Source organism: Streptomyces sp. NPDC021224, assembly GCF_044332905.1.
Lineage (GTDB): Bacteria > Actinomycetota > Actinomycetes > Streptomycetales > Streptomycetaceae > Actinacidiphila.
In genome coordinates this window covers 20,760-38,888 of record NZ_JBIRPW010000029.1, presented here as the reverse complement: position 1 = coordinate 38,888, position 18,129 = coordinate 20,760, and the positions used below count along the sequence as shown (strand labels likewise).

Annotated in this window: 14 protein-coding genes; 10 read left to right on the top strand and 4 right to left on the bottom strand. The window is 74.1% G+C overall.

Going from position 1 to position 18,129, the window contains the following annotated elements; genetic code table 11:
- Positions 1-94: 94 nt before the first annotated feature.
- From ACH4PY_RS36490 to hemB, 7 genes are all read left to right on the top strand, one after another.
- A complete protein-coding gene (locus tag ACH4PY_RS36490; protein ID WP_398192821.1) occupies positions 95-376 on the top strand; it encodes a glutaredoxin family protein in 282 nt (93 codons plus the stop codon).
- A 119-nt stretch (positions 377-495) separates the two neighbouring features.
- Positions 496-1,197, top strand: coding sequence for an exonuclease domain-containing protein (locus ACH4PY_RS36485; RefSeq protein ID WP_398192820.1), 702 nt, complete (start codon positions 496-498; stop codon positions 1,195-1,197).
- A 131-nt stretch (positions 1,198-1,328) separates the two neighbouring features.
- Positions 1,329-2,048 (top strand): redox-sensing transcriptional repressor Rex, encoded by a 720-nt coding sequence (locus tag ACH4PY_RS36480; RefSeq protein WP_398192819.1) that lies wholly within the window; start codon positions 1,329-1,331, stop codon positions 2,046-2,048.
- On the top strand, positions 2,045-3,385 hold the full coding sequence (locus ACH4PY_RS36475) for a glutamyl-tRNA reductase (RefSeq protein ID WP_398192818.1): 1,341 nt from the start codon (positions 2,045-2,047) through the stop codon (positions 3,383-3,385). The genes ACH4PY_RS36480 and ACH4PY_RS36475 overlap by 4 nt, the downstream gene beginning before the upstream one ends.
- A complete protein-coding gene (hemC, locus tag ACH4PY_RS36470) occupies positions 3,378-4,406 on the top strand; it encodes a hydroxymethylbilane synthase (RefSeq protein ID WP_398192817.1) in 1,029 nt (342 codons plus the stop codon). Before ACH4PY_RS36475 ends, hemC begins: the two co-directional genes overlap by 8 nt.
- Positions 4,407-4,447: 41 nt before the next feature.
- Entirely contained in the window at positions 4,448-6,118 is a 1,671-nt protein-coding gene (locus tag ACH4PY_RS36465; protein ID WP_398192833.1) for a uroporphyrinogen-III synthase, read from the top strand.
- 476 nt (positions 6,119-6,594) lie between these two features.
- The gene (gene hemB / locus ACH4PY_RS36460) at positions 6,595-7,578 is read left to right on the top strand and encodes a porphobilinogen synthase (RefSeq protein WP_398192816.1); all 984 of its coding nucleotides are present in this window, start codon (positions 6,595-6,597) and stop codon (positions 7,576-7,578) included.
- Positions 7,579-7,606: 28 nt separating this feature from the next.
- Here the strand turns inward: hemB and ACH4PY_RS36455 are convergent, their stop codons facing one another.
- Complete coding sequence (locus tag ACH4PY_RS36455) at positions 7,607-8,413, bottom strand: DUF4253 domain-containing protein (protein WP_398192815.1); 807 nt, start codon at positions 8,411-8,413, stop codon at positions 7,607-7,609.
- 136 nt (positions 8,414-8,549) lie between these two features.
- On the opposite strand from ACH4PY_RS36455, the gene ACH4PY_RS36450 reads away from it, so the two are divergent.
- On the top strand, positions 8,550-9,638 hold the full coding sequence (locus ACH4PY_RS36450) for a sigma-70 family RNA polymerase sigma factor (protein ID WP_398192814.1): 1,089 nt from the start codon (positions 8,550-8,552) through the stop codon (positions 9,636-9,638).
- Between the two features lie 58 nt (positions 9,639-9,696).
- Here ACH4PY_RS36450 and ACH4PY_RS36445 read toward each other — a convergent pair whose 3' ends face one another.
- Together ACH4PY_RS36445 and argS are read right to left on the bottom strand one after the other, a co-directional pair.
- Complete coding sequence (locus ACH4PY_RS36445) at positions 9,697-10,932, bottom strand: PP2C family protein-serine/threonine phosphatase (protein WP_398192813.1); 1,236 nt, start codon at positions 10,930-10,932, stop codon at positions 9,697-9,699.
- Between the two features lie 142 nt (positions 10,933-11,074).
- A complete protein-coding gene (gene argS, locus ACH4PY_RS36440) occupies positions 11,075-12,868 on the bottom strand; it encodes an arginine--tRNA ligase (RefSeq protein WP_398192812.1) in 1,794 nt (597 codons plus the stop codon).
- A 234-nt stretch (positions 12,869-13,102) separates the two neighbouring features.
- Here argS and lysS point away from each other — a divergent pair, with 234 nt between their 5' ends.
- Both lysS and ACH4PY_RS36430 read left to right on the top strand, forming a co-directional pair.
- Complete coding sequence (gene lysS, locus ACH4PY_RS36435) at positions 13,103-14,830, top strand: lysine--tRNA ligase (protein WP_398192811.1); 1,728 nt, start codon at positions 13,103-13,105, stop codon at positions 14,828-14,830.
- Between the two features lie 249 nt (positions 14,831-15,079).
- Positions 15,080-16,339: a hypothetical protein gene (locus ACH4PY_RS36430; protein WP_398192810.1), complete on the top strand. Its 1,260-nt coding sequence runs from the start codon at positions 15,080-15,082 to the stop codon at positions 16,337-16,339.
- A 17-nt stretch (positions 16,340-16,356) separates the two neighbouring features.
- Here the strand turns inward: ACH4PY_RS36430 and ACH4PY_RS36425 are convergent, their stop codons facing one another.
- Positions 16,357-17,994 (bottom strand): DUF2637 domain-containing protein, encoded by a 1,638-nt coding sequence (locus ACH4PY_RS36425; protein ID WP_398192809.1) that lies wholly within the window; start codon positions 17,992-17,994, stop codon positions 16,357-16,359.
- Positions 17,995-18,129: the final 135 nt, after the last annotated feature.

The window sequence follows — 18,129 nt, the reverse complement described above, 5'->3', positions numbered from 1 at the left end:
GCCGTCGAGCATAACGATCCCGTGCGACAGGGCCGGTTCGCGCACGATGCCGGGGCGTGAACCGGCTGTGTCGGCCAGGAGTCACAATGAGCGGATGAGCGGAACGACGAACGAGGGCGAGGGCGCGGGCGCGGCTGCCGCGCGGACGGTGACGCTGATCGGCAAGCCGGGGTGCCATCTGTGCGAGGACGCTCGCGCTGTGGTGGAGGAGGTCGCCGCCGCGACCGGGGCGGTGGTCCTGGAGCAGGACATCACGCAGGACGAGGCGCTGTACGCGCGGTACTGGGAGCAGATTCCTGTCGTGCTGGTCGACGGTGAGCAGCACACGTTCTGGCGCGTCGACCGCGCCCGCCTCCACCGCGCCCTCACCTCCTGACCCCCCTCCTGCGGAGGGCCTGCGCGCCCCTGATAAGCACCGCCCTACCCAGAAGGCGAGCTCAGGTAGGATCGGGGGCGTTTTGTACGGCCGGGGGCGAAGTATGAGGAGTGTGCCGAGTGCCCTCGGTGGAAGGCCCCGCGCCCAGCGGGTTCGCGGTGGTGGATGTCGAGGCGACCGGGTCGTCGTCGCGGCGGCACCGGGTCGTCGAGGTCGCGGTGGTGCTGCTCGGGCTCGACCTCTCCCCGGAAGGGGAGTTCAGCACGCTCGTCGATCCGCAGGGGCCCGTGGGTCCGACGCACATCCACGGGATCGAGCCCGCCCACCTCGGCGGGGCCCCGTACTTCGCCGGGATCGCCGGGCGGCTGCTCGCGCTGCTGCGCGGTCGCGTGCTGGTGGGGCACAACGTGGGGTGCGACCGGGCGTTCCTCGCGGCGGAGTACGCGCGGATCGGGATAGTGGTGCCCGCGGTGCCGGAGCTGTGCACGATGCGGATGGCCGCCGCGTACTCCACGGGTGACACCTACGGGCTGTCGCTGCGGGCGTGCGCCCGCGCGCTGGGGCTCGGGGGTGAGGATGCCCACACCGCGCTGGGGGACGCCCGGACCGCAGCGGCGCTTTTCGGCCACTTCGTGGCGGAGACGGGTACGGTCGGCGCGGTCTCGGCCGCGGAGGCGCTGGCGCAGCGGTTGTCGCAGGCAGTGGATGTGCGCTGGCCCGAGGCCGGTGGTCTGCTGCGGACGGCGGACGCGTTGTGGAAGCGGCGCAGCAACGTTTCGGCCGGGCAGTACGTGCCCAATGTCCGACATGGGAGTGCGTGATGCCCATCACTTCCGCCGGGCAAAACGGACACCATCTTTGTGCACGCGTTCACAAAGACATAGCCTGGCACGCACGGGGCGGCTCCAACGACCGTGGCCGCTCTCAGCCCAGCTCTACCCGCAGGAGCACCGTGGCAACTGGCCGATCACACCGACCGGCGACCCGTAGCCGAGGGATCCCCGAGGCCACCGTCGCCAGGCTTCCGCTGTACCTGCGGGCGCTGACCGCTCTGTCCGAGCGCTCGGTGCCCACCGTGTCCTCGGAGGAACTCGCCGCCGCCGCCGGGGTCAACTCGGCCAAGCTGCGCAAGGACTTCTCCTACCTCGGCTCGTACGGGACCAGGGGCGTCGGCTACGACGTCGAGTACCTCGTCTACCAGATCAGCCGGGAACTGGGACTCACCCAGGACTGGCCGGTCGTCATCGTCGGTATCGGCAACCTCGGCGCCGCGCTCGCCAACTACGGCGGCTTCGCCTCGCGCGGCTTCCGCGTCGCCGCGCTGCTGGACGCCGACGCGGGACTCGCCGGGCGGCTGGTCGCGGGCCTGCCGGTGCGGCACATCGACGAGCTGGAGAGCATCGTCGCCGACAACCAGGTGTCCATCGGCGTCATCGCGACGCCCGCGGGCGCCGCGCAGGAGGTCACCGACCGGCTGGTCGGCGCGGGTGTGACCTCCATCCTGAACTTCGCCCCGACCGTGCTGTCCGTGCCGGACGGCGTGGACGTGCGCAAGGTGGACCTGTCCATAGAGCTGCAGATCCTCGCCTTCCACGAGCAGCGCAAGGCCGGCGAGGGCGAGAACGGCCGGCAGGACCCGGACGGGGACGTCCCCGCCGTGATGCCCGCATGAGTCTTCTGGTCGTCGGACTGTCGCACCGCAGTGCGCCGGTGAGCGTGCTGGAGCGCGCCGCGCTGAGCGCGGACGCGCGTGCCAAGCTGCTCCAGGACACGCTCGCCGCCGAACCCGCGAGCGAGGCCATGGCGCTCGCCACGTGCAACCGCATCGAGCTGTACGCGGACGTCGACAAGTTCCACGCCGGTGTCGCCGAACTGTCCACGCTGCTGGCGCGGCACAGCGAGGTCGGCCTCGACGAGCTGACGCCGTACCTGTACGTCCACTACGAGGACCGTGCCGTCCACCACCTGCTGTCGGTGGCGTGCGGGCTGGACTCGATGGTCGTCGGCGAGGGCCAGATCCTCGGCCAGATCAAGGACGCGCTCGCCGTCGGGCAGGAGCTGCACAGCGCCGGACGGCTGCTCAACGACCTCTTCCAGCAGGCCCTGCGGGTCGGCAAGCGCGCGCACTCCGAGACCGGTATCGACCGCGCCGGGCAGTCCCTGGTCACCTTCGGCCTGGCCCAGCTCGCCCCCGTGACCGGCCCGCTGACCGGCAAGCGCGCCCTGGTCGTCGGCGCCGGCTCGATGTCGTCGCTGGCCGCGGTCACCCTGGCGCGCTCCGGCGTGGCCGGTGTGACGATCGCCAACCGCACCCCCGAGCGGGCCGTACGGCTCGCCGCCCAGCTCACCGAGCAGGGCACGCAGGCGCACGCGGTGGGCATGGCCAAGCTGGCGGCCGCGCTCACGGAGGCCGACATCGTGGTGTCGTGCACCGGCTCGACCGGCCTGGTGCTCACCGCCGAGGACCTCGCGGCGGCCGGCCCGCTGGCCGTACTCGACCTGGCGATGCCGCGGGACGTCGATCCGGCCGCGCACGACCTGGACCACGTCCACCTCGTCGACATCGAGTCGCTCGCCGCGGCCTCCGCGGACGCGCCCATGGCCGCCGACGTGGAAGCCGTGCAGGGCATCGTCGCCGAGGAGGTCGCCGCCTTCGGCGCCGCCCAGCGCGCCGCCCGCATCACCCCGACCGTGGTCGCGCTGCGCGCGATGGCCGCCGACGTCGTCGCGGGGGAACTCGCGCGGCTCGACGGCAGGCTGCCCGACCTGGACGACAAGCAACGCGCGGAGATCGGCCAGACCGTCCGCCGCGTCGTGGACAAGCTCCTGCACGCGCCGACCGTGCGCGTCAAGCAGCTCGCGGGCGAGCCCGGCGGTGCCGGGTACGCCGACGCGCTGCGGGAACTCTTCGACCTCGACCCGCAGGCGGTCGCCGCCGTCAGCCGGGCCGAGACCCCCAGGCCCGCGGTGGCCCGGGTGCCCGACCGAATCGAGAGCGGCGATGACTAACCCCGCGAACACCCCCGCGAATCCCCCTGCCACCCCGGCGACCACCTCCGCGCCCCCGTCCGGCGCCCCCGGGCGCGCACTGCGCCTCGGCACCCGGCGCAGCAAGCTCGCCATGGCCCAGTCCGGCATGATCGCCGACCGGGTCCGCGCCCTGACCGGGCGGGAGGTGGAACTCGTCGAGATCACCACCTACGGCGACGTCTCCCGCGAGAGCCTGGCCCAGATCGGCGGCACCGGCGTCTTCGTGTCCGCGCTGCGCGACGCGCTGCTGTCCGGCGAGATCGACTTCGCCGTGCACAGCCTGAAGGACCTGCCCACCGCACCGCCCGAGGGCCTGGTGCTCGCGGCCGTGCCCGTACGCGAGGACCCGCGCGACGCGCTGGTCGCCCGCTCCGGGCTGACCTTCGCGACGCTCCCGCCGGGCGCGCGGATCGGCACCGGCTCGCCGCGCCGCATGGCGCAGCTCAACGCGTGGGCCCGGTCGCACGGCCAGGACATCGAGACCGTTCCGATCCGTGGCAACGTTGACACCAGGATCGGGTACGTTACTTCCGGCAAGCTCGACGCCGTCGTGCTGGCCGCCGCCGGGCTGAACCGTATCGGCAGGATCGCCGATGCGACCGAGCTGATCTCGGCCGACGCCGTACTGCCCGCTCCCGGACAGGGTGCGCTGGCCGTCGAGTGCGCCGCTTCGGACCCGGAGCTGGCCGCACGGCTCGCCGAACTCGACGACCCGGACACCCGGGCCGCCGTGACCGCCGAACGATCCCTGCTCGCCGCCCTCGAGGCCGGCTGCAGCGCCCCCGTGGGAGCGCTGGCCGACCTTGTGGACGACGGGCAGACCACCGAGCTGCGCCTGCGCGGCGTCGTCGGGACCACCGACGGCACCGAACTGGTGCAGATGTCCATCACCGGCCGCGTTCCGGCGTCCGGCGACGAGGCACGTGCCCTGGGCCGTGAACTCGCCGCCGAGATGCTCGCGAAGGGCGCGGCCGGTCTTATGGGGGAGCGCACACTTTGAACCCCGCCGCCGTCGCTACGACCACGACCGCTGGTGCGGCACTGCCGGCCGGCAACGCCGCAAGCCCCGGCCCCGCCGGGCGGACCGCCCACGGTCACGTCACCTTCCTCGGTGCCGGGCCCGGTGACCCCGGGCTGCTGACCCTGCGTGCCGTCGAAGCGCTCGCCCTCGCCGACCTGCTGGTCGGCGACCGCTCCGTGCTCGACGTCGTCCGCACCCATGCCCGTGCCGACGTCGGCACCGCCGAGCCGTCCGGCGACACCGCCGGGGCAGCCGAACCGGCCGCCGGCAGCGCGGTGTTGGACACCTCCGCCCTCGCCGATGCCGCTGCCCAGCTTGTCATGGCGTCCGCGCGCACCGGCAAGCGGGTCGTCCGTGCGGTCGCCGGCGACCCCGGGCTGGACGCCTGCGCCGCCGCCGAGATGCTCGCGTGCGCGCAGGCCGGCATCCCCTTCGAGGTCGTCCCCGGTGTCGCCACCGAGGTGGGCGTGCCCGCGTACGCCGGAGTGCCGCTCGACGGCGGGGTCCGCTTCGTGGACGCCCCGACCGCCTCGCCGCGCTGCTGGACCGAGTCGGGCGCCAGCGACGCGACGCTGGTCGTCTCCACCACGCTCCAGACCGTCGCCGCCACCGCCGCCGAACTCATCGGCGCCGGCCGCAAGCCCGACACCCCGCTGACGGTGACCGTGGCCGGCACCACCACCCGGCAGCGCACCTGGACCGCGACGCTCGCGACCATCGCCGCCGAGCTCAAGGCCACCAAGGCGCTGCCCACCCCCGAGGACTCCGTCGCGGCCATAGCCGTGGTCGGCGAGCGCGCCGGGCGGCGCGAGCACCTGTCGTGGTTCGAGACCAAGCCGCTGTTCGGCTGGCGGGTGCTCGTACCGCGCACCAAGGAGCAGGCCGCCTCGCTCTCCGACCAGCTGCGCTCGTACGGCGCCGTGCCGCACGAGGTGCCCACCATCGCCGTCGAGCCGCCGCGCACCCCGCAGCAGATGGAACGCGCGGTCAAGGGCCTGGTCACCGGCCGCTACGAGTGGATCGCCTTCACGTCCGTCAACGCGGTCAAGGCGGTCCGCGAGAAGTTCGAGGAGTACGGGCTCGACGCGCGTGCCTTCGCCGGCATAAAGGTCGCCGCCGTCGGCGAGCAGACCGCCCAGGCGCTCGTCGAGTTCGGCGTCAAGCCCGACCTGGTGCCCAGCGGCGAGCAGTCCGCCGCGGGCCTGCTGGAGGACTGGCCGCCCTACGACCCGGTCTTCGACCCGATCGACCGCGTCTTCCTGCCGCGCGCCGACATCGCGACCGAGACGCTCGTCGCGGGCCTCGTCGACCTCGGCTGGGAGGTCGACGACGTCACCGCCTACCGCACCGTGCGCGCCTCGCCGCCGCCGGCCGACACCCGTGAGGCGATCAAGGGCGGCGGCTTTGACGCGGTCCTGTTCACGTCGTCCTCGACGGTGCGCAACCTCGTCGGGATCGCCGGGAAGCCGCACAACGTGACTGTCATCGCGTGCATCGGGCCGGCGACGGCCAAGACCGCGGAGGAGCACGGGCTCCGGGTCGACGTGATGGCCCCGGAGCCGTCCGTGCACGCCCTCGCGCAGGCCCTCGCGGACTTCGGCGCGGCGCGCCGCGACGCGGCGGTCCTCGCGGGCGACCCCGTCACGAGGCCCAGCGAACGCCGTCCCGGCGCCCGCCGCCGCCGCGTCTGACCTGCGGTCCGCTCAGAGGGCACGGACCGCCCGCCGAGCCCGCCTCCCCACCCCGCGGGGCACCCGCTCTTCGGGGCGCGTGTGCCGCGCGGGGGGACCCGTTTCTCGGGGGTGCGCGTGGCGGCGTGGGTGACCCGTTTTCGGGTGCGCGTGTGCCGCGCGGGGGGACCCCTTTTTAGGGGGGTGCGCGTTCGCCCGCCGGGGCACCCGTTTCTCGGGGGTGCGCGTGCCGCGTGGGGCACCAGGTTTTTTAGGGGCGCGGGGAACTGCGCGAGCAACCCACCACCGGCCGGTGGTCCGGTACGGGCCGAAGAGACCCTTTGGGTCGGTGACGACCCGCGCCCCGGTGGGGGTGTGCCGCGCAGTTCCCCGCGCCCCAAAAACGGGTGCCCGGCGCGGCAAGCGCCTGCGTACCCCGCGAGCCCCCGACTTCGCGTCGGGAAGAGCATGGCGCGCGCGGGCGTACCGTGGATCGTATGGCTAGGTATGGGGAGTTTCCCGGGGCGCGGCCCCGGCGTTTGCGGACGTCCGCGGCGATGCGCCGCCTGGTCGCGGAGACCCGGCTGGATCCCGCGCAGTTCATCCTGCCCGCCTTCGTCCGGGAGGGCATCACCGCGCCGCAGGCGGTCTCCTCGATGCCCGGCGTCGTCCAGCACACCCGCGACACCCTGCGCAAGGCGGCCGCGGAGGCCGCCGCCGCCGGTGTCGGCGGCATCATGCTCTTCGGCGTCCCCGAGGTGAAGGACGCGGTCGGCAGCCAGGGAACGGACCCTGACGGCATCCTCCAGCAGGCGATCCGCGACGTCGCCCGGGAGGTCGGCGACGCGATGGTCGTCATGTCGGACCTGTGCCTGGACGAGTTCACCGACCACGGTCACTGCGGCGTCCTGGACGCCGAGGGCCGAGTCGACAACGACGCGACGCTGGAGCGCTACGCCGAGATGGCGCAGGTCCAGGCGGACGCGGGCGTCCATGTCGTCGGGCCGTCCGGGATGATGGACGGCCAGGTCGGCGTGGTCCGCGAGGCGCTGGACGAGATCGGCCGGCAGGACGTGGCGATCCTGGCGTACACCGCGAAGTACTCCTCCGCCTTCTTCGGGCCCTTCCGGGAGGCCGTGAACTCCGGCCTCCAGGGCGACCGCAAGACTTACCAGCAGGACCCGGCGAACGTCCGCGAGTCGCTGCGCGAGCTGGCGCTGGACCTCGCCGAGGGCGCCGACATGGTCATGGTCAAGCCCGCGCTGCCGTACCTGGACGTGCTGACGAAGGTCGCGGAGTCCGTGGACGTGCCGGTGGCCGCCTACCAGGTGTCCGGCGAGTACGCGATGGTCGAGGCCGCGGCCGCGAACGGCTGGATCGAGCGGGAGCGGGCGATCACCGAGACGCTGACCTCGATACACCGGGCGGGCGCGAACATGATCCTCACGTACTGGGCGACCGAGGTCGCGCAGAACCTCTGACGGCGGGGCCGCCTACGGCCCCGCGGGGTCAGTCCCACCAGAACGTCCACAGCGTGCGGCCCAGCACCTCCCCGGCCGCGTACTCCGCCAGCGAGCCGCAGCCCTGGTCGACGTTGTCCGGGCAGAAGGCGTAGTGCTCGGCGGCCACCGCCGCGGCCTCCTCGGGGGTACGCGGCGGGGCGGCCACCGAGACGGTGAGGGTGTCGAAGCCGAGGGCCACGACACGTATCCCGAAGCGCTCCTCCCACGAGCGCAGCACCGCGCACAGCCGCGCCACGTCGTCCTCGTGGTTGAGCGGGCCGTTCCAGCCGATCGCGGCGGGTATGTCGGCGCTGCGGCGGGCGGGCACCAGGGCGAGGAGGGCGTCGTCGATCGCCGTGTCGACGAGCCACTCGGCGATCTCGGCCGCCCGCTCGTCCGGATCCGCCTGCGGCGGCGGTGCGGCGGCGAGGCCGGGCCAGCCGTCGTCCCCCGCGGCCTCGGGGGCTTGCCCGTCCGCGTCGTCCCGCCAGGCCCGGCCCGTCCAGTAGCCGACGAGCACCTCCTCGGCGTCGTGGTCGCCGGGGTCGGACGCGCGCCCGGGTGCCAGGCCGAAGCGGGACAGGTCGAAGCTGTCCTGGTCGATCAGCACCGGGAGCAGCCCCACCGCCCGCGCGGGCAACGCGTCTTCCCAGGCTTCCGGCGCCGCCGCCTGATCGGCGACCCACAGCAGCGGCGCGTCGCCCGAACCGTCCTGCGTGCCGTGCACGAGCCGGCCCGGTGGCAGGGCCAGGCCGAGGGCGGAGCCGGTCGGGTCGGCCGCGAGAGCCGGGAGCGGGTCGGGGAGCGTCGCCATGTCCCGACTGTAGGGGCGGGGTCTGACAACGGGTCCACAATGGGCGGCGCGGACCGCCCAGTTCGCGCCCCGGCCGGTGTCGGTACGGGTGGCGGCGGGAGGTGCCCGGCGCGGGCGGGAAGAAGGCGAGCGGCACATGACGGTGAGAGCGGCGGCGTCCGACCTGCTGACCAGGGCGCGCGGCGGGGACGGCGACGCCTTCCGGGCGCTCACCGAACCGCACCGGCGCGAACTGCTGGTGCACTGCTACCGCATGCTCGGCTCCCTCCAGGACGCCGAGGACGCCCTCCAGGACAGCCTGCTCGCCGCCTGGCAGGGCCTCGACGGCTTCCAGGGGCGGGCCTCGCTGCGCACCTGGCTCTACCGGATCGCCACCAACCGCTGCCTCAACGCGCTGCGGTCGCAGGCCCGGCGGCCCGCCCAGGAGTGGAACGCCCCCGGGCTGAATCCGCCGGAGCCCTCGCGGATGGGCGAGGCCGTCTGGCTGGAGCCCTTCCCGGACGCGCTGCTCGCGGGCGCGATCGACGTACCGCTGGGGCCCGAGGCCCGCTACGAGCAGACCGAGTCGATCTCGCTGGCCTTCGTGACCGCGCTGCAACTGCTGCCGCCGCGCCAGCTTGCGGTGCTCGTGCTGCGGGACGTGCTGGGCTTCCGGGCGAGCGAGGTCGCCGGGATGCTGGACACCACCGTCGAGTCGGTGACCAGCGCCCTCAAGCGGGCCCGCGCGGGCCTGCTGCGGCACCGCGCCGCCGACCCCGGCGACGAGCCGCCGCCGGCCGCCGGGTCGCCCGCCGAGGAGGAGATCCTGGCGCGCTTCGTGAGCGCGTACGAGGCCGCGGACGTGGCGGGGCTGGTCGCGCTGTTCACCGACGACGTCTTCATGTCCATGCCGCCGGTGCCGTTCGAGTACCTCGGGGTGGACGCGGTGGGCCGCTTCTGCGCCGCGCTGTTCGGCGGCGGCCGCGCCTTCGACCTGGTGCCGAGCCGCGCCAACGGCCAGCCGGCCTTCGGGGTCTACCTGCGGGCGGCGGACGGCGAGCGGTACGGGATCGGCGTGATCGTGCTCGGGCTCAGCGGCGGGCGGGTGTCCGCGCTGTGCCGTTTCGAGGGCAGCACCTACCCGTGGTTCGGGCTGCCGCCGTCGCTGCCCCCGGCCCCGTCGGCGCCATCGTCCCCGAAGTCCCCGTCGGCGCCGTCCGCGCCGTCCGCGCCGCGGGTCCGCTGAGCCCGCGCCGGGTGCCCGTACGGGGGCGGGCACCCGGCGCGTCACCCGGTGGGGCCCGTCACAGCCGCAGGACGACCAGGGCGGTGTCGTCGGTGGCGCCCTCCGGCGGGAGCAGCTCGTCCAGCAGCGCGTCGGCGACCTGCTCGGGGTCGGCCTCGCGGTGCCGGGCCAGGGACGTCGCGAGGCGGCCCAGCCCGACGTCGATGTCCTCCCCGCGGCGCTCGATGAGCCCGTCGGTGTAGAGGACGAGCGTGGCGCCCGGCTCGAAACCGACGACGGCCTCGGGGCGCGGCTCGGGCTCGGGGCTGGCGCTGATCGGCGGGTCGGTGGCCTGGTCGAGGAATTCCACCGTGCCGTCCGGGTGCACCAGCGCGGCCGGCGGGTGCCCCGCGGTGCTGTACGTGATGGTGCGGCCGCTCCAGTCGACGTGCGCCTTGACCACGGTCGTGGACTCCGCCCCCTCGACGGACTCGGCGTACAGGCCCAGCGCGTCCAGCGCCGCGGCCGGCCCCTCGGTGACCCGGGCGGCGGCGCTCAGCGCGCTTCTGAGCTGGCCCATCACCGTCGCGGCCTGCAGGCCGTGGCCGACGACGTCCCCCACCGCCACCGTGGTGCGGTTGCCGGGCAGGTCGGCCATGTCGTACCAGTCGCCGCACACGTTGAGCGCGCTGACCGCCGGCTGGTAGCGCACCGCGGCCCGGTGGCCGACCGGGCGGGTGGCAGGCAGCAGCGCGGACTGGAGGGTGAGCGCGACCTCCCGCTCGTGGGCGTGCGCGCGGCGCAGCCGCATGTTCAGTTCCTGCAGCTCCCGGGCCCGCATGTACAGCTCGGCCTCCAGCTTGCTGTGGCTGGCCGGGCCGCCGTCGCGGGCCTTCATGAAAGCGGTGACCTCTTCGACGCGGTGCACGATGAGGGTGACCTCGCCGTCGTCGTCGAGGACGGGGGTGTTGATCGTGCTCCAGTAGCGCTCCTCGAAGACGCCGGAGCGGTCCGTGCGCTCCACGTCGTAGCGCTGGAGGGGGAGCGAGTCTCGCTCGTGGGTCGCCAGGACGTGGCGCAGCGAGGCGCCGAGGTTCGCCGGGCCGTTCGCCTCGTCGGCACGCTCGGGGCTGTCGGGGAAGACGTCGAAGATGTAGCGCCCGACCAGGTCGGCCGCGGCGTGGCCGGACAGGCGCGTGTAGGCGTCGTTGACGTCGACGTAGCGCAGCTGCGGGTCGAGCAGCGCGATGCCCGCCGGGAGCCCCTTGTAGACCGCCCGGTAGTCGATGCCGGGTCCGTCGCCGTCGCCTGACACGTGCCCGTCCGTCCGCCTTCGGTGCCGTCGCTGACACTTCCATCGGACCACAGGAGCCGCCCGGCCGCCCGCCGAGCGGCGACCGGCCGGGCGGGTGCGGCCCGGCGGGGGCCGCACCCGGGCGGTCGGACGGCGTGGCGGGTCAGAGGCGGTCGGGGGTGCGGATGCCCAGCAGGGCCAGGCCCTGGCGCAGGGTGCGGGCGGTCAGCTCGCACAGCAGCAGGCGGTTCTCCACCTGGGCGGGGCCGCCGTCGGCGGTCAGCACCGGGCACTGCTCGTAGAAGGTCGTGAACAGCGACGCGAGCTGGTACAGATACGCGGCGAGCCGGTGCGGCTCGTACACCTCGGCGACCTCGGCGAGGGTGTCGCCGAAGGCGTCCAGGTGCAGGCCCAGCGCGCGCTCGGCCTGCTCCAGCGGCAGCTCCGGGTGGGCGGCGGGCCGCTGCTCCGCGGTGGCCTTGCGGAAGATCGACTGCGTCCGCGCGTAGGCGTACTGGATGTAGACGCTGGTGTCGCCGTTGAGCGAGACCATCCGGTCCAGGTCGAAGACGTAGTCGCGGCCGAGCGAGGTCGACAGGTCGGCGTACTTGACCGCGCCGACGCCGACCTGCGCGCCGTTGGCGAGGATCTCGTCCTCGGTCAGGCCGATCTTCTCGCCCTTCTCCCGCACGACCGCGGTGGCCCGCTGGACCGCCTCGTCGAGCAGCGCCTCCAGCTTGACGCTCTCCCCGGCCCGGGTCTTGAACGGCTTGCCGTCCTTGCCGAGCAGGGTGCCGAAGGGCAGATGCCGGGCGGTGACCTCGTCGGTCAGCCAGCCGGCCCGGCGGGCGGCCTCGAAGACCATCTTGAAGTGCAGGGACTGCCGGACGTCCACGACGTAGAGGAGGGTGTCGGCGTGCAGCTCGCCCGTCCGGTTCCGGATCGCGGACAGGTCGGTGGCCGCGTAGCCGAAGCCGCCGTCGGACTTGCGGACGATGAGCGGGACCGGCTCGCCGTCCTTGCCCTTGACGTCGTCGAAGAAGACGCACAGCGCGCCGTCTGACTCGACCGCGACACCGGACTTCTCCAGCAGCTCGCACGTCTCGGCGAGCATGTGGTTGTAGCCGGACTCGCCGACGATGTCCTCGTCGCGGATGTGGATGTCGAGCTTGCCGTAGACCGAGTCGAAGTAGATCTTCGACTCGTCGACGAACCGCTGCCACAGCGCGACCGTCTCCGGATCGCCCGCCTGGAGATCCACCACCCGGCGCCTGGCCCGCTCCTTGAAGCCCTCGTCGGACTTGAACAGCGCGCCCGACGCCTTGTAGAGCCGGTCCAGCCGGGACATCGAGGCCTCGCCCGCGTCCGCCTCGTCGGCGGTGTGGTCCAGCTCGTGCGGGTGCTCGATCAGATACTGCACGAGCATGCCGAACTGCGTGCCCCAGTCGCCGATGTGGTGCCGGCGGACGACCTGCTCGCCCTCGAACTCCAGGATCTTCACGATCGCGTCGCCGATCACGGACGAGCGCAGATGGCCGACGTGCATCTCCTTGGCCACGTTGGGCTGCGCGTAGTCCACGACGGTGATGCCGGGGTGCTCCTTGAAGGGCACGCCGAGCCGCTCGTCGGCGGCGCGGGCCGCGACATTGCGGGTGATCGCCGCGTCGGTGACCGTGATGTTGAGGAAGCCGGGGCCGGACACCTCGACGGCCGCGACCGGGTCCTCCCCGGGCTGCTCGGCGGCGAGTGCGGGCAGCGCCTCGACCACCTGGGCGGCGAGCGCCTGCGGGTTGGTCTTCTGCCGCTTGGCGAGCCCCAGCACCCCGTTGGCCTGGAAGTCGGCCCGGTCGCTGCGTCGCAGCAGCGGGTCGGCACCCGCGGCCGACGGCACGGCCGCCGCGAGGGCGGCCGAGACACGCTGCTGGAGCGAAGCGGAAAGGGAAGCGACCGAGGCCATGAAAGGTGCCGTTTCGTGTGTCGGGATCGTGGGTGGTGGCCCGCGCGGGGCCGCCGTCCTTAGTTTCCCACGTGTGCGGCGGACGGCGAGCAGGTTATCCACAGGGGTGGGGGCGAGGCGGGGGCGGAGTGCCGGTTGTCCACAGGGCGGCCCGGCGGGGCTCGCGGGTCTGGGAGAATCAAGGGAGCGGGACGCCTCCGGGGCGGCCCGCCCAGCAGGGGAAAGGACAGAGCAGTGGCTGCCAGCACCGAGACCGACTGGGTCTCCCGTTTCGCGGACGAGGTCATCGCCGAGTCGGAGCGCCGCGCCCCCGGGAAACCCGTCGTCGTCGCGTCCGGGCTCAGCCCCTCCGGCCCGATCCACCTGGGCAATCTCCGCGAGGTCATGACGCCCCACCTGGTCGCCGACGAGATCCGCCGCCGCGGTCACCAGGTGCGGCACCTGATCTCGTTCGACGACTACGACCGGTACCGCAAGGTACCGGGTGGGGTCCCGGGCGTCGACGCGTCGTGGGCCGAGCACATCGGCAAGCCGCTCACGTCCGTGCCCGCGCCCGCGGGCTCCGCGTTCCCGAACTGGGCGGAGCACTTCAAGGCGCAGATCGTCGCCTCGCTGGCCGAGCTGGGCGTGGAGTACGACCCGATCAGCCAGACCGCGCAGTACACCTCGGGGGCCTACCGCGAGCAGGTGCTGCACGCGATGCGGCACCGCGGGGAGATCGACGCGATCCTCGCGCAGTACCGGACGAAGAAGGCGCCCGCCAAGCAGCAGCAGAAGCCGCTCGACGAGGCGGAGGTCGCCGCCGCGGAGGGCTCCGGCGCGGCCGCCGAGGACGACGGCAGCGGCAGCGGCGCGGAGTACTACCCGTACAAGCCCTTCTGCGCCCAGTGCGGCAAGGACTTCACCACGGTCACCTCGTACGACGACGAGACGACCGAGATGACGTACACGTGCACGTGCGGCCACACCGAGACGGTGCTGCTGCGCGAGTTCGACCGCGGCAAGCTGGTCTGGAAGGTCGACTGGCCGATGCGCTGGGCGTACGAGGGCGTCGTCTTTGAACCGTCGGGGGTGGACCACTCCTCGCCCGGGTCGTCCTTCCAGGTCGGCGGGCAGATCGTCGGGCCGATCTTCGGCGGGGAGCAGCCCATCGGGCCGATGTACGCCTTCGTGGGCATCTCCGGCATGGCGAAGATGTCCTCCTCCAAGGGCGGTGTCCCCACGCCCGGGGACGCGCTGCAGATCATGGAGCCGCAGATCCTGCGCTGGCTGTACGCGCGCCGCCGCCCCAACCAGTCCTTCAAGATCGCCTTCGACCAGGAGATCCAGCGGCTGTACGACGAGTGGGACGCCCTGACGCGCAAGGTCGAGGACGGCACCGCGCTGCCCGCCGACGTCGCCGCGTACAGCCGTGCGATCGGCACGGCGGCCGGTGAGCTGCCGCGCACCCCGCGGCCGCTGCCCTACCGGACGCTGGCCTCGGTCGCCGACATCACCGCGGGTGCCGAGCAGCAGACGCTGCGGATCCTGTCCGAGCTGGATCCGGAGCGTCCGATCGCGGCGCTGGACGAGGTGCGCCCGCGGCTGGACCGGGCGGAGGCCTGGATCACCACGCAGGTGCCCGCCGAGCAGCGCACGGTGGTGCGGGCCGAACCGGACGAGGGCCGCCTCGCCGCGCTGGACGACGCGGGCCGCGGCGCGTTGAAGCTGCTGCTCGACGGGCTGGCGTCGCACTGGTCGCTGGACGGCCTGACGACGCTGGTCTACGCCGTGCCGAAGGTCCAGGCGGGCCTGGAGCCGGACGCCAAGCCGACACCCGAGCTGAAGATCGCACAGCGGGCCTTCTTCGCCCTGCTCTACGAACTGCTCGTCGGCCGCGACACCGGCCCCCGGCTGCCGACCCTGCTCCTCGCGGTGGGCCAGGACCGCGTCCGCACCCTGCTGGGCGCGCCCGCGGCCTGACCCGGCCCCCGCACCCGCCCGGGAGCCCGGCCACCCGCCGGACCCGGGCGGGCCGGGCCTGCGCGGGCTTGGCTTTCGGGCGGGCCGGGCTCCCGCCGGGCTCCGCCCGCTCCCCGGCGGGCCGGGCTCGCCGGTGGGACGGGCAAGGCCGTCAGGGTGAGATTGGCGGGGCGGGGCATCGGCAGGGCCGGCGTGCGGGGATCCATCGGGGGCGCTTGCTGCGCCCGATCCCGATGGGAGCTCGACCGTATGTCCCGTCTTGCCGCGCGGTACGCCGCGTCACTCACCGCCGCCGCCGTCGCGGCAGTCCCCGCCGTCCTCGTCTGCGCCGCACCGGCCGGGGCGGCGGACGCCGTACGCCAACCCGTCACCGCGACCGACCTCGGGCCGCGGGGCCCGTGGCTGCGGTTGCAGGACGACCCGGGGAACGCCGGGCGGCCGTTCGGCACGCAGGAGGTCTCGCCCTTCGCCGACCCGGTCCGCTTCAACGGCAGCCTGCACCTGGCCGTGACCGGTGCCGCCGAGGCCGAGCAGTCGCAGGCCGCCCGCTACTTCGGCCTTCCGGTGCAGTGGAGCCGGATCGCCGCGTCCCCGCTGTCGTACGACCTCTACGTGCGCAGCGCCGACTCCACCCCCTCCGCGATCCCCTTCGGCGCGAACCTCCAGCTGCCCGGCTTCTGCCGCGGCGCCTTCACCACGCTCAGCTTCCAGCCGCAGCTGGCCACCGACGCGCAGGGCAGGACCGGCGCGGTCGCCGACATCTGGCGGCACTTCGACGCGGGCGGCGACGCCCTGTGGCGCACCTCGCGTGCGGTGGGCTCCTTCGCGGCCGGCAGCGACCACCCGTTCAGCGACTACGCCGCGGAGTGCGGCGGGGTGGGCAGCGGCGCGATCGGCGTCATCGCCAACGTCGGCCGGCTCGGCGACGCGAGCGCGAGCCTGGACACCTCCGTCGACAACCTCACGGTGGACGGCACCGTCTACGACTTCCTGGTGGACGGCACCGCGACCGGCCACATCCACCTCGCGCCCACCGCGCCGGGCGGCCCCGGCCACCCCGGCACGTACAACGTCGGCGGTACGCCCGCCCGCGTCGGCGCGCTCCCGGCGTCGGTGCGCGGCGGCGGCGGGCACGGCGGTGGTGACGGGTGCGGCGACGACGCCTGCTCCCTCGCGGGTGAGGTCGTCTTCACGAGCCCGGCCGACGGCCCGTACTTCACCGAGGTCGGCACCCGTCTGGTGCTCTCCCGGCCCGGCGGCCTGCACCCGGACGACGTGACCGTGACCGCGGACGGCGAGCCGGTGACCCTGACCGGGGGCCCGGACGGCACGCTCGTCGCCGTCGTCACCCCGGCGACCGCCACCGACCTGGCGCCGGGCGGCACGTACCGCACGTCCCTCACCGTCACCTGCGCCGACGGCTCGACGGGCCCGGTCGCGGTGACCGCCGAGCTGCTGGCCCGCGGCTACGAGCAGCTCCAGCCGACCGGTGTCCTCGCGCGGCCGTAGCGGGACCCCGGAGCGGGTTACGGGATGTGCTCGATGTCCGACTCGGACTGGAAGCGGTAGCGCATGTCCCGGATGACGGCGACGAGGGTGCGCTCCTCCGGCGCGGTGCCGCCGTACACCGTCGGAAGGTAGCGGGAGAACTGCCGGGCGTTCGGGAACTCGCCCTTCTCGCGCACGTACTGGCGGTAGGCCGCGAAGTAGGCCTCCTCGACGGAGATCCCCTCGGGGAGGTCGAACGTCGCGGCGGCCTCGGCCACGACGACGGGCGCCGGTCCGGGCGCCGGTCCGGGCCCCGGCAGCGGCTCGGGGACGGGCTCCGGGGCGAACTCCTCGCGCGGACCCGGGAAGGGCAGCGGGGCGCCGTTCGGGCCCGTGCCGACGCCGAGCGGGCGGTCGCGGCCCGGGGCGGTGGGGATGCGCGGTCCGTCCGCCGCGGGCTCGGGCTCGGGGGCCGGTGCCGGGACGGGCTGCGGGCGCTCCGGCAGCCGCTGGGCGTGGAACCAGGGGCTGCCGGGCTGCTCCACCTCGCCCCCGCCCTGCGGCTGCGGCGGGACGTCCATCGGCGCGTACTGCCCCTGCGGCGCCACCTCGGCGTACCGCGGGTCGTAGCGGGGGTCGTACCTCGGGTCGTACCGGGGGTCGTACCCGGCGTCGAGGCGCGGGTCGTAGCGCGGGTCGTACCGGGGATCGAACCTCGGGTCGTAGCGCGGGTCGAAGCGGGCGTCGTACGCGTGCCCGGCCGGTTCGGCGTACGGCACCGGCTGCTCCGCGCCCTCGGGCAGCGACGGCGGCACGGGCTGCTCGGCGCGCTCCGGCTCGGCGACGGGGGCGGGGCCAGGGACGGGGGCGGGGCCAGGGACGGCGACAGGGCCAGGCGCGGGGGCGGCCTGCTGCGGCGCGGCCTCCGACACCGGCTCGGACGCGGGGGCCGCGGCGGTCAGTTCCTTGGGCGCGGGGCCCGCGAGGGGGTCGAGGCCCGCCGCGGCGAGTCCGGCCTCGGCGGTGTCGGCGAGCGGCACCCCGTACTTGGCCAGCCGCAGCGGCATGATCGCCTCGACAGGTGCCCGGCGGCGCCAGGCGACGCCGTAGCGGGCGCGCAGCCTGGCCCGGTAGACGAGGCGGTCCTGCTCGCGCCGGATGACCTCCTCGTACGACCGCAGCTCCCACAGCTTCATACGGCGCCACAGCCGGAAGGTCGGGAAGGGCGCGAGCAGCCAGCGGGTGAAGCGGACGCCTTCCATGTGCTTGTCGGCGGTGATGTCGGCGATGCGCCCGATGGCGTGCCGCGCGGCCTCGACCGACACCACGAACAGCACCGGGATGATGGCGTGCATGCCGACCCCGAGCCCGTCGGGCCAGGCGGCGGCGCCGTTGAAGGCGATGGTCGCGGCGGTCAGCAGCCAGGCGGTCTGCCGCAGCAGCGGGAAGGGGATGCGCAGCCAGGTCAGCAGCAGGTCGAGGGCCAGCAGGACGACGATGCCGGCGTCCACGCCGATGGGGAAGACGTTCGCGAACCAGCCGAAGCCCTTGTCGAGCGCGAGTGAGCGCACGGCCGCGTAGGACCCGGCGAAGCCTATGCCGGCGATGACGACGGCTCCGGTGACGACGACCCCGACCAATATGCGGTGCGTGCGGGTCAAACGTATCGCGGCCACCCGCGACCCCTCCTGCGACTGCGACTCGGCGACTGGGCCGCCCCAGACTGCCATACCGCGGTGGCGGTCCGGCGCTCCGCGGCCCGGACAAACGTACGGATTGCCGCTGGATTGCGGACGGGCGGGGCGGTGTTT

Bases quoted from the DNA above. Each gene is read 5' to 3' on its own strand.
- ACH4PY_RS36490 (WP_398192821.1), top strand. From the start codon at position 95: ATGAGCGGAACGACGAACGAGGGCGAGGGCGCGGGCGCGGCTGCCGCG.
- ACH4PY_RS36430 (WP_398192810.1), top strand. From the start codon at position 15,080: ATGTCCCGTCTTGCCGCGCGGTACGCCGCGTCACTCACCGCCGCCGCC.
- ACH4PY_RS36475 (WP_398192818.1), top strand. From the start codon at position 2,045: ATGAGTCTTCTGGTCGTCGGACTGTCGCACCGCAGTGCGCCGGTGAGC.
- hemC (WP_398192817.1), top strand. From the start codon at position 3,378: ATGACTAACCCCGCGAACACCCCCGCGAATCCCCCTGCCACCCCGGCG.
- ACH4PY_RS36455 (WP_398192815.1), bottom strand. From the start codon at position 8,413: ATGGCGACGCTCCCCGACCCGCTCCCGGCTCTCGCGGCCGACCCGACC.
- argS (WP_398192812.1), bottom strand. From the start codon at position 12,868: ATGGCCTCGGTCGCTTCCCTTTCCGCTTCGCTCCAGCAGCGTGTCTCG.
- ACH4PY_RS36450 (WP_398192814.1), top strand. From the start codon at position 8,550: ATGACGGTGAGAGCGGCGGCGTCCGACCTGCTGACCAGGGCGCGCGGC.
- hemB (WP_398192816.1), top strand. From the start codon at position 6,595: ATGGCTAGGTATGGGGAGTTTCCCGGGGCGCGGCCCCGGCGTTTGCGG.